The organism is Leucobacter sp. Ag1 (genome assembly GCF_000980875.1).
Taxonomy (GTDB): Bacteria; Actinomycetota; Actinomycetes; order Actinomycetales; family Microbacteriaceae; genus Leucobacter; species Leucobacter iarius.
On record NZ_LAYO01000045.1, the window covers coordinates 1 to 9,924 of the forward strand.

Sequence of the window (9,924 nt, forward strand, 5' to 3'; positions counted from 1 at the left end):
CCGCACACGCAGATCCACTCCAGAGACCTCCCCGATCTGATCCGCCGTGAACCCCACCACACCCAACGGCAGTCGGAAGAAGTCCCCAATGACCCCCTCTTCGAAAGCGTGGACGTAGGGGCTCGTGCTCGGGTAAACAACAATGCTGCCCGGGGTCATCACGGTCTGGTCATCCCCACGGCGCAGCATCGACCGGTTGCCGCGCTGGAAGACCACGAACAATGACTCGTCGTTGTCCGCTGTGATCATCCGCTGGGGGCGCATAGCGAGGGCAGCCAACGAGGGCACCGTCTGGACGGACAGGGCTCTCAGCTGCCCAATGTCTTGGTAAGACACACTCACGCGAGCCTCGCGGCCCTGCGGGTCGAGAGTCAGGTCTGTCTGGACGAGGTTCTCGCAGAGCATCGTACGGATCGTCTCCACGCGGTCACGTGGATCGATGGTGCGAGAGTCCCATGTCTGCTGCATCATCACAGCCTCCGCCGGTCTTCCGGGCTTCCCCGGTCTGATTCCAGACTATTGCCGGTCATAGTCGCCCTCGTCGGTGACGACATGTATAGCCGCTTCTTCGGCGGAGGCGGCACCGTTGTCGATGCCGATGTCGGAGGCCCAGAAGTCGGAGGATGGGTCGGGGTTGCCGGGTTCGGTCCAGATCAGCCGTCCAGCGCGTACCGATCCGACCTGGTCGTCAAGGATCTCGCCGTCCGTGCCGATGATGTCGCCGATCCCGTCGCCCATCGGCTCTTCAGGTTCGTACTCCGGCACCTCACGCGCCAAGCGAGCCGCCAGCGGTTCTCGGGTGCGTGCTTCGCGTGCCGTGAATCCCCACGACAGTTCGGATGACCGCCGCTCCGGCGGAGAGTATCCCGGGCCGTCGTCATCGGAGTCTTCGCCGAGAAGATCCGAGTCGAGGCTCTCATCCGGCGGAAGCAGATCGAACTCGATCTCCTGCCCGTTGACCGATCCGTCAGTCATGATGGGTTTCCTTTCTTTCCCCCGACGCCTGGTCTATCGGCGTCACGAGCAGGCTCTTCGTCACCGGGCGATGCGATGACCGGCACCGCGCCCTGCGCGAGCTTCAGCCTCGTCCACACGTTCATGTTGATGACGACGGCTGCGATCTCGGCGATCTCACGCTCATCGAAGAACACCGTCAGCCCTTGATGCATCTCATCGAAGTGCTCGTGCTCGTAACGTGTCAGTGCTTCGCAGTACGCGAGTGCGAGTGCTTCGGAACCGGAGAACATCGTGCTCTGCCGCCAGCTCGCGAGATGCGCGACCATCGCCGTGCCGATGCCTACTTCCACGGCGATACGCGTGTGCAGGATCAGGCAGTACGAGCACGGATTGATCTGAGCAACCCGCAATCGGAGAAGGGCGGCTAGGCGATCACCGATCGACAACTTCGCGGTGTACCCGAACCCCGTGGCCATCTGCTTCGCAAGCTCATGGAAGTCAGAGAGATCCGGATCAAAGCGCACATTCTCGAAATCGATCTGCTCTGATATCACGATCTCTCCTCACCGTAGGGCACGGTTCGCTGGCTTGCCGGAGTTCCGACACCTCCTCCGACGGTAGGTCCGCTTCCCCGCCCCGTGTGGCCTGCCCCTGCAGAGAGCTGTCTTCTCCCTGCAACCGCCCGCCCCGCTTCCGAACGCCGCAGGTCGCGGACATTACGCTGCACAGCCAGGCCACCTGGACAGCACCCGGCTCCGTATCGTGACCCGAAGGGGCGTGCTGCCCGCCGTGAAGAGAGAGAAGACGATGCCGACCTCGAGAGTGATCCTCGCCAGCGGGTGCTTCTGGGGAGCCCAGGAGCTCTTCCGCTCCCTCCCGGGCGTCGTGAGCACCCGTGTCGGATACTCCGGCGACGACGACACACCCGACGCGACCTACCGGAATCACGGGGATCACGCTGAAGCCCTTGAAGTGATCTATGACCCCTCGATCATCCGATTCCAGATACTGCTGGAGTTCTTCTTTCAGATTCACGATCCCACGACTCTGAACCGTCAGGGAAACGACATCGGGCGCAGTTACCGATCAGCGATCTTCACGACGACTGAGGGACAGATGAAGGTTGCCTTCCACGTGATCGAAGCGATCAATGCCTCCGGCCGCTGGCCAGGAAAAGTCGTGACCGAGGTGGGCGAAGCCGGCCCGTTCTGGGAGGCCGAACCCAAACACCAGGACTACCTGCAGAAGCACCCCAATGGGTACTCGTGCCATTTCATCCGGCCCGACTGGGTCCTACCGGGCCGCTGACCGAGATCTCGCGATAGGAGAGACATGAAACATCCCGACGGAATGATCGGCTTGACCGCGACCGACGCCGACACCGACCTCCCGGCTGCATCCTCGGACGCAGCCGAGGACTTCGTCATCACCGAGAACGTCGAGTCCGAGCTGTACGAAGCGACCGTGAACGGCAAGCTCGCCGCCGGTCTGCTCTACAGCAGAACCGGCGACCGGGTACTCCTCCTCGCGACGTCTGTGTTCCCCGAGTTCCGCGGACAGGGAGTCACGGCGCGACTCCTCGGAGGCGTCCTCGACAGTCTCCGCGAGGACAAGAAGACCGCGACGGTGTCGTGCCCCTTCGCCGCCGCATACATCCGTGCTCACCCGGAGTATGCGGACGTCGTTGACACGCGATTCCCCGGCAATCCCCACGGACACCACCACTGATCATCATGCGCACAAGAGGAGAACCCACATGGCAACCGTCGAACTGACCGAGGACAACTTCGAGGTCACGATCAATCAGAACGACATCGTCCTCGTCGACTTCTGGGCGGACTGGTGCGCACCATGCCATCAGTTTGCGCCGGTCTTCGAGAAGTCGTCCCAAGACAATCCGGACATCGTCCATGCGAAGCTCGACACCGAGTCGGAGCAGCGCATCACCGCGGCGGCCCAGATCACCGCGATTCCGACTCTGCTCGCCTTCCGCCAAGGGTTGCTCGTCTTCAGCCAGGCCGGCGCCCTACCGCCCACTGCTTTGGCCGAAGTGGTGGAGAACGTCAGAGGACTCGATATGGACGAGGTCAGGAAGGACCTCGACTCCGCTAGCGGCTCGGGCAAGGTCGATCGCTGATGTCCACCTTGCATGAGCCGCGCCCCTACATGGACAAGGCCGTTCCAGACGCATGGGAAGCCGCGTCTACGTTCGCGACCGCTGTGTCTGAGGCCGCATCGCAACGCGGACTCACTCCCGCCGAGAGCGAGTTGATCAAGGTTCGGGCGTCGCAGATGAACGGATGCGTCTTCTGTCTCGATCTGCATTCGCGGCAGGCAAGGCGCGCGGGCGTCAAACAGCAACTACTCGACATCTTGCCCGCCTGGCGTGAGTCGACACTGTTCAGCGAGCGAGAGCGAGCCTTGCTCGCAATCGCTGAAGCAGCCACCCGGCTCCCGCTCGACGCCGCCGTGAATGTCGAGCTCGCGCAGGCCCGAAGCACCCTCGCCGAGGAGGAGTTCGCGGTGGCGGAGTGGGTCGCCGCGGCCATCAACATGTTCAATCGGATCTCCATCCTCAGCGAACACCGCGTGCGACCACGCGACTCGGAAGGCAAGCTGAGCTGACGGTGTGCTGTGCGCAGCGTGGCCGCTACGCCAGAGGAGGCGTTCGAGGCCGCGCATGACTTGCCACCCGCTCCACCCTTGAGGTTCACGCGCCCATACGCAGCGATTCAGGCACCAGGCGATATCGCGGTTATAGAGATGGTGCGCACGGTTCCGTCAAGCCGGACCGTGTTTCGGCACGCGAAGATACTCAACGTCGTCGAGGGCTCTTGCGCCCTCGAGACTGCTGAGAGCGTACACGTCCTGCGTCCTGGCATGTCTCTCGCCCTCGGCACCGGCAAATGGTGCCGCGTGCGCCCATCCCCGTCCGTACGCATTTGGGCCATCTACGCCGACGAACAGTTCTGGCGCACCCAGATGGCATGGTTCCTCCCCGACGCAGAACGAGTAATCGAAGGAGTACACCCCCTCGAGTGGGACGGTCGTGCAATCGTCCTTGCACCGGGTATTGCTGCACTGCGGCAGGTCGAGCCGCTATGGCGACAGATGAGCGTCCTGCGTGGCGGAACCCATTCGCCCGAAGTCGTCGCGATTCACACTCTCGAGCTTCTCGCACGATGGATGAGGCTGATACTGCCGACTTTTCTGGATGAAACGTCAGATGCCCCCACAGCACTGTGGACGCCCATCAATGGACGACTGACCGACACCGGATCTATCGGCTACATCGGTCGGGCAATCCAGTTGCTTCGCGGGCGCATCGCAGAACCGTGGACCGTTGGAGCACTCTCACGAGAACTCTCCCTTTCACGGACCCACCTCACCCGCATGTTCGTACAGCACGCCGGCGCCGCCCCAATGCGCCTACTCACTGAACTTCGGCTGACCGAGTTCGCGCGGCTCATCGAAGAAACAGATCTTTCGGTCATGCGTGCCGCGAGCGAAGTCGGGTGGAGTGACCCGCGCGTAGCATCCCACTGGTTTCACCGTCGCTACGGCATCACGCCGACACGGTACCGACGAACACCACACACGGTTCCTGAGGATGGACAAGGCCATGCTATCGCTGTCAACGACTCAGCTCGGTGACTCGACGTCATTGTCCAAGAGAACTGTCCCACTAGGTTCGCAGAGGTCGCTGTCGACCGGTCACCTCGGCCTCTTCTACCGCTACTCGCCGCATGAACCGTGACTCTCGACGAATGGCCCACGTTCGTCATGTGCATCTCGACGGATGCGCCGCAGGCCAGTAGACCGGACCAGACACGTCGGGTTCGTTGTGGAGCCTGACGGTCGGCACACTGTCAGCCATCCGTCCTCGCTCCGCTGATCTTCCCGGCGCACCTCATGGTCGCAAGGCCGTCCGCATCTTGCGGGAGCCCTGGGAAGGAGTAGCGCATGGCTATAGAGGCGATATGGGACGACGCTCGCAAGACCTGTGACGGGTTCGCGAAGGTCATGACCAACTTACGCCAGCGGCGGTTGGCCGACGCTGTGGGCCCCGAGTTCGCGGCGGCATGTCCACCGGCGGAGGTGGTGATGGTCGAGCGTGAACGAAGAGCAACACTCATGGCAGACCCGCCGCCCGAGTGCAAAGGATCGGTTCCGCGCCGCGAAGAGGGTTTGGGGTCCCGGTCACACACCTCTTGGTCACCTCGTCCTAAGGAGTTGACCTCATGAGAGAGCCTTCATCTGAACCACTTCCCGACTTCACCACCGGCGAAGGACTCCGCGTCCTGCTGGAGCAGCTCACCGCCGAGCAGCTCTGGCGCACGCATCCCGCCGCCCGCGCGTTGATGCGGTATGCGCAGGAGAAGTACCTTCCGCTGGCACGGTCCTGGCACCGTGACCCCGCCGATGCCGCGTATGAGGCGTTCATGGCGATGCGGACGCCAGCAATCCGCCGTGCCGCGGACCCGTGGGCCGCGATCACTCGCGCGGTGGAGCTTGGCATCGCGGCCGAGGTGCACGCCGAACGTCTCCTCACTTCGACCGACAAGGCCCGCAGGCCCGATCAGCGTCCCGACGAGTACCCGATGCGGGCCGGCCACTACGAGACGTTCTTCTACCACGTGCTCGCCGCCGCAACCCCGCCTACATCACCGACCGTGGCTGTGGAGAGGGTGGTGCGATCCGCGTCCGTGTTCCTGGTGACCACCGGCTGGTATCCCCGCACCATCGAGACCGCGGTGGAATACATCTGCCACCGCCTCACGACTCTGGCGAGCACCCAGTCCGGGATCGACGTGCTCCGCAAAGACGACGCGATGCGGCAACGGCTCGGGGTTCTCCGCCCGCGACTGGAACGGGCTGCTGCGTTTGCTACTCGGGCCGCGGTCAAAGAAAGAAGCCACCGGCGCCGACCCCGCACGGCTGGGGATCTTCGCGCGGTTGTTGCTCGGCGACCGCACCGAAGACCTCCTCGCGGATCACCAACTCGCCGCTATCTCCCGCAAGTTCACGCGAGGGGCCGCCGCATGAACACCACGGCGTCCGCGAGCGAACGAACGGTAGCCCAGTTCCCCATCGAGAGCATTGTCCTGGGTCGCTCCTACCGGCGTGAGCTTGGTGACCTGACCGACCTGACCACGTCGATCCAAACGCTCGGGTTGCTGTGCCCGATCGTGATCACCTCCGACGCGGTCCTCATCTCCGGCAGGCGCCGCCTGGAAGTGATGCGGCAGCTTGGGCACACGACCGTCCCGGTGTGGGTCGCGTCTGAGGTGTCGGACAAGCTGCGGACGCTGCTGGCGATCCAGGACGACAACCTTCTGCACAAGCACTTCACCACCACGGAGAAGGCAGCCCTGTACGCGGAGTACAAGACGCTCCTCACCGAGGAGAACGCCCGCCGTCAGGCCGCGACCCGGTTCGGCGCCGCCGCCCTCCCGGGCTCGGACGACGGCGAGGCCGATGACACCGACCCGGATGAACGAGAAGCGATGATCGTCGCGACCTATCAGGGCAGCGGCAGCGGCCGTTGGGATTCACAACCGCCGTCGAAACGGAAGTCCCGTGTGCAGGCCGCGACCGCGGTGACCGGCCGGGACTCTTCCCAGCAGCTCGAGCAGATCCTCGCGCTGGAACGGCTGGCAACCAACGAGGACGAAGACGAACGGGTCCGGCGGGCAGCAGCCGAAGCGGTCGTGGAGATCAACGGCGACGCGAAGGTCCACGGCCGTTACCACGAGGTCCTCGCGCTGCGCGGGGTTTGCTGGCTGGAGAAGACCGCAGTGAACGAGACCGCGACCGCCGCCGTGCGGGAAGCCGCCGACGACGAGCTCCGCGCGGTGCGGCAGATCGACCGGCCGGTGGAACGATCCCGGGCGGTCGCAGCCGCGATCGCCCGTGTCCGTAAGCTCGCGCTCACTCCGACTTCCGATGTGAGAACCGCGGAGGATGGCGACTCGGGTGCCGAGGATGAGGTGATGTCCGCGGACGGGGTCCGGGGCCGCTACCACGCCCGCCGGCTGGTGGACATCCTCACCAAAGCCGAGGGGTGGTGGGAGATCAACGACGCTGCCCTCGTAGGCCGGTACGCGACCGACGAGCAGTGGGACGCGATCACCAGCCACCGTGACCAGGCGAACGCTTTCCTCGACACCGCCGCCCACGCACGCCGCGCCATCAGCGGGGCGGGCGTCCTGCCGTGAAGTGACCGATGGGGTCAGGCGTCCGCACCTGCATGGCACACACCGTTGACCGTTCTGCTGTGAAAGGACGTCCCTTGCCATGTCGACTGATTTCTCCGATGCGGCCCCGCGTAAGCGGGGCCGCGCCCTGTTGATCGCCGGTATCTCCGGAACGGTCATCCTCCTCGTCCTGGTGGGGTTGGGGGTGTACGGGCTGATCGACCGCCCCCACGAGAACACCCCCGCCCCGGCGCCGACTACCTCTGAGCAGCGGCCAACTGCCCCGGCGCCGTCCGGACCGCCTGACCTGACGGCGCTGCCGCGGACGAACGATCCGATCCGGTACGCCCGTGCCGTCGCGGAGGCGCTCTTTACCTGGGACACCGCATCCGGGCTCGGGCCCGCCGACTACGGGCAGGTGGTGCTCTCCGACGCCGACCCCACCGGAACCGAGACCCCCGGTCTCGCCTCGGACATCGCCGGCTATTACCCGGCGTCAGACGCCTGGCAGCAGCTCACCGGGCACGCCACCACCCAGCACCTCACCATCGCGGATGCGGTCGTGCCCGATGCGTGGGCCGACGCGGTCGCGCAGGACCGGTCCGGCACGCTTGTGGAGGGGATGATCGCGGTCACCATCGACGGCACCCGGCACCGCACCGGCACCGTCTCCGGGCAGGAAGCGACCAGCGAACACCCGGTGTCGTTCACCGTGTTCCTCGCGTGCGAGCCCGCGTTCGAGTCGTGCCACACGCTGCGCCTGTCCGAGCTCGACAACCCGCTGCGCTGATCGGGACGCCGTCGTGCTGAAGAAGATCCTCGTCGCGCTGGCGGTCCTCGTCCTGTGCGTGGGACCGGCGACCGCGCTGGTCGGGGTCGGGGTGCTGATGAATCCCGCCGCGAACGCGAGCTGCGGTCCCGGGTCGTCGATGACTGTGGGGCCGATCCCGGACGAGCTGGAAGTGACCACGCGGGACGGTGAGACATTCACGCTGAACAAGAAGCAACTCACTCACGCCGCCACGATCATCACCGTTGGCGGGCAGACCGACGGCGTCGATGCCCGCGGGGCCACGATCGCCCTCATGGCGGCGCTGACCGAATCGACGCTGCGGCAACTGGCGAACACCGGCACCTACCCGGAGTCGGGGAACTACCCCAACGACGGCAACGGGTCCGACCACGACTCGCTCGGCTTGTTCCAGATGCGCCCGCAGGCCGGGTGGGGAACCGTCGCCGAGCTGATGGACACCACCTACCAGGCCAGAGCGTTCTACGGCGGGCCTTCGGGTCCGAACTTCCCATCCCCACGGGGCATGCTCGACATCCCGGGCTGGGAAACGATGGACATGGGCGAGGTCGCGCAGGCCGTCGAGGTCAGCGCGTTCCCGGAGCGATATCAGAACTACCAGCCCGTCGCCGAAGCGATCCTCGATGCCCTCACCGTGCCCGCTCCCTCCGGCACTGGCGGCGGCACGGGGTCGGTGCCGGAGACCACCCGCATCATGTTCCCGCTGCCCGAGGGGACGTGGACGAAGACCAGCGACTGGGGATATCGGTCCGATCCCTTCACCGGGGAGACCACCTACCACGCCGGCACCGACTACGCCGCCGCCGACGGCACCCCGATCTACGCAGCCGCCGACGGGCGGGTCGTGTGGGCCGAGTTCAACGGCGGCTACGGCGGCCTCATCATCATCGAGCACACCGTGCAGGGCGAAGCCGTCCGCTCCGTGTACGCGCATATGTGGGAACACGGCATCCACGTCCAAGAAGGACAGACCGTGACCGCTGGCACTCACATCGGCGACGTCGGTTCCTCGGGCCGCTCCACCGGCGCGCACCTGCACTTCGAGATCCGGCCCGGCTCCACCGGCACCGAGTCGATCGACGCCGACCAGTGGCTCGCCGACCACGGCGCCACCGAACCCGACGGCAATAGCGCCCCCGGGCCCGGCTGCGCACCTGGCGGGGCCGGGGCGGACGCGGCGGAGTTCACCGGGGACGGCGGGAAGTTGGTCGATGACCCGACCGGCACCGGCGGGCAGGTCACCGCCCGCACCGCGCATATGGTCGTCCAGACCCGCAACGCGTTCCCCGGCACCGGGTGGGCGTGTTACTCGCCACGTCCCGGGACACGGTCGGATCATCCGCTTGGGCGGGCCTGCGATGTCACCGTCGGCAATCAGATCGGTCACTACCCGAGCGCGGAGCAGGTCGACTACGGGTGGCGACTGACCGACTGGCTCGAGACGAACGCTGAGACCCTCGGGATCAGTTACCTCATCTGGCAAGGACAGATCTGGTCGACTGCTCGCGCAGACGAGGGGTGGCAGCCGTACGGCGGCGGTGGGATGCACGACCCGGGGAACGTCACCGGAGGGCACTTCGACCACATCCACATCTCCGTGAAAGAAGGGTGACCCGCCGATGACGTTTTCCTTCTCCCGGCTGCAACCGGCCGGATTCCTGGTCTCGGGGAACGTGTTCCCCGACTTCGGCGCCGTGGGCGGCTCCAACGAGCTGGAGAGCATCATCGGCGCGCTGTTGACGATCGTGCTGATCCTGTCGGTGCTGATGATCGTGGTGAGCGCGGTGATCTGGGCGATCGGCTCCGCGAACGGGCACCACCAGGTCGCCACGAAAGCACGCATCGGCGTGTGGACGGCGCTCGGCGCGGCAGCTCTCGCCGGCGCCGGGATCGCGTGGATGAACTGGCTGATCGCTCTCGGTAGCCAGCTGTAGTCCGGACGCGAAGAACCGGCGGGGG

Annotated in this window: 12 protein-coding genes; 9 read left to right on the plus strand and 3 right to left on the minus strand. The window is 65.6% G+C overall.

The window, feature by feature from the left end:
* The 3 genes from XM48_RS00690 to XM48_RS00700 all read right to left on the minus strand — a co-directional run.
* On the minus strand, window positions 1-471 hold a 471-nt coding region (locus tag XM48_RS00690; RefSeq protein WP_046453852.1), incomplete at its 3' end, for a hypothetical protein.
* A 45-nt stretch (window positions 472-516) separates the two neighbouring features.
* Complete coding sequence (locus tag XM48_RS00695) at window positions 517-975, minus strand: DUF5709 domain-containing protein (protein WP_046453853.1); 459 nt, start codon at window positions 973-975, stop codon at window positions 517-519.
* Entirely contained in the window at window positions 972-1,511 is a 540-nt protein-coding gene (locus XM48_RS00700; protein ID WP_231580754.1) for a carboxymuconolactone decarboxylase family protein, read from the minus strand. Before XM48_RS00700 ends, XM48_RS00695 begins: the two co-directional genes overlap by 4 nt.
* A gap of 253 nt (window positions 1,512-1,764) precedes the next feature.
* Between XM48_RS00700 and msrA the strand changes: the two genes are divergently transcribed.
* The 9 genes from msrA (at window position 1,765) to XM48_RS00740 (ending at window position 9,899) form a co-directional block, all read left to right on the plus strand.
* Entirely contained in the window at window positions 1,765-2,265 is a 501-nt protein-coding gene (gene msrA, locus XM48_RS00705; RefSeq protein WP_046453860.1) for a peptide-methionine (S)-S-oxide reductase MsrA, read from the plus strand.
* A 51-nt stretch (window positions 2,266-2,316) separates the two neighbouring features.
* Window positions 2,317-2,685, plus strand: coding sequence for a GNAT family N-acetyltransferase (locus tag XM48_RS00710; protein WP_197074108.1), 369 nt, complete (start codon window positions 2,317-2,319; stop codon window positions 2,683-2,685).
* Between the two features lie 28 nt (window positions 2,686-2,713).
* Window positions 2,714-3,094 carry a thioredoxin gene (gene trxA / locus XM48_RS00715; protein ID WP_046453854.1) on the plus strand — a complete coding sequence of 127 codons (381 nt, stop codon included), beginning with the start codon at window positions 2,714-2,716 and terminating at the stop codon, window positions 3,092-3,094.
* Complete coding sequence (locus XM48_RS00720) at window positions 3,094-3,582, plus strand: carboxymuconolactone decarboxylase family protein (RefSeq protein ID WP_046453855.1); 489 nt, start codon at window positions 3,094-3,096, stop codon at window positions 3,580-3,582. Before trxA ends, XM48_RS00720 begins: the two co-directional genes overlap by 1 nt.
* Window positions 3,583-3,837: 255 nt before the next feature.
* Window positions 3,838-4,611, plus strand: coding sequence for an AraC family transcriptional regulator (locus XM48_RS17330; protein WP_197074109.1), 774 nt, complete (start codon window positions 3,838-3,840; stop codon window positions 4,609-4,611).
* Window positions 4,612-5,198: 587 nt separating this feature from the next.
* Window positions 5,199-7,175, plus strand: coding sequence for a ParB N-terminal domain-containing protein (locus XM48_RS16745; protein ID WP_052961206.1), 1,977 nt, complete (start codon window positions 5,199-5,201; stop codon window positions 7,173-7,175).
* A 79-nt stretch (window positions 7,176-7,254) separates the two neighbouring features.
* Window positions 7,255-7,944: a hypothetical protein gene (locus tag XM48_RS00730; RefSeq protein ID WP_046453856.1), complete on the plus strand. Its 690-nt coding sequence runs from the start codon at window positions 7,255-7,257 to the stop codon at window positions 7,942-7,944.
* A 13-nt stretch (window positions 7,945-7,957) separates the two neighbouring features.
* Complete coding sequence (locus XM48_RS00735) at window positions 7,958-9,577, plus strand: M23 family metallopeptidase (RefSeq protein WP_046453857.1); 1,620 nt, start codon at window positions 7,958-7,960, stop codon at window positions 9,575-9,577.
* A gap of 7 nt (window positions 9,578-9,584) precedes the next feature.
* On the plus strand, window positions 9,585-9,899 hold the full coding sequence (locus XM48_RS00740; protein WP_046453858.1) for a DUF6112 family protein: 315 nt from the start codon (window positions 9,585-9,587) through the stop codon (window positions 9,897-9,899).
* Window positions 9,900-9,924 lie beyond the last annotated feature (25 nt).

What these genes read in the sequence shown, in the direction of transcription:
- XM48_RS16745 (WP_052961206.1), top strand. Translation starts at nt 5,199, where the DNA reads ATGAGAGAGCCTTCATCTGAACCACTTCCCGACTTCACCACCGGCGAA.
- trxA (WP_046453854.1), top strand. Translation starts at nt 2,714, where the DNA reads ATGGCAACCGTCGAACTGACCGAGGACAACTTCGAGGTCACGATCAAT.
- XM48_RS00740 (WP_046453858.1), top strand. Translation starts at nt 9,585, where the DNA reads ATGACGTTTTCCTTCTCCCGGCTGCAACCGGCCGGATTCCTGGTCTCG.
- msrA (WP_046453860.1), top strand. Translation starts at nt 1,765, where the DNA reads ATGCCGACCTCGAGAGTGATCCTCGCCAGCGGGTGCTTCTGGGGAGCC.
- XM48_RS17330 (WP_197074109.1), top strand. Translation starts at nt 3,838, where the DNA reads ATGTCTCTCGCCCTCGGCACCGGCAAATGGTGCCGCGTGCGCCCATCC.
- XM48_RS00695 (WP_046453853.1), bottom strand. Translation starts at nt 975, where the DNA reads ATGACTGACGGATCGGTCAACGGGCAGGAGATCGAGTTCGATCTGCTT.
- XM48_RS00720 (WP_046453855.1), top strand. Translation starts at nt 3,094, where the DNA reads ATGTCCACCTTGCATGAGCCGCGCCCCTACATGGACAAGGCCGTTCCA.
- XM48_RS00730 (WP_046453856.1), top strand. Translation starts at nt 7,255, where the DNA reads ATGTCGACTGATTTCTCCGATGCGGCCCCGCGTAAGCGGGGCCGCGCC.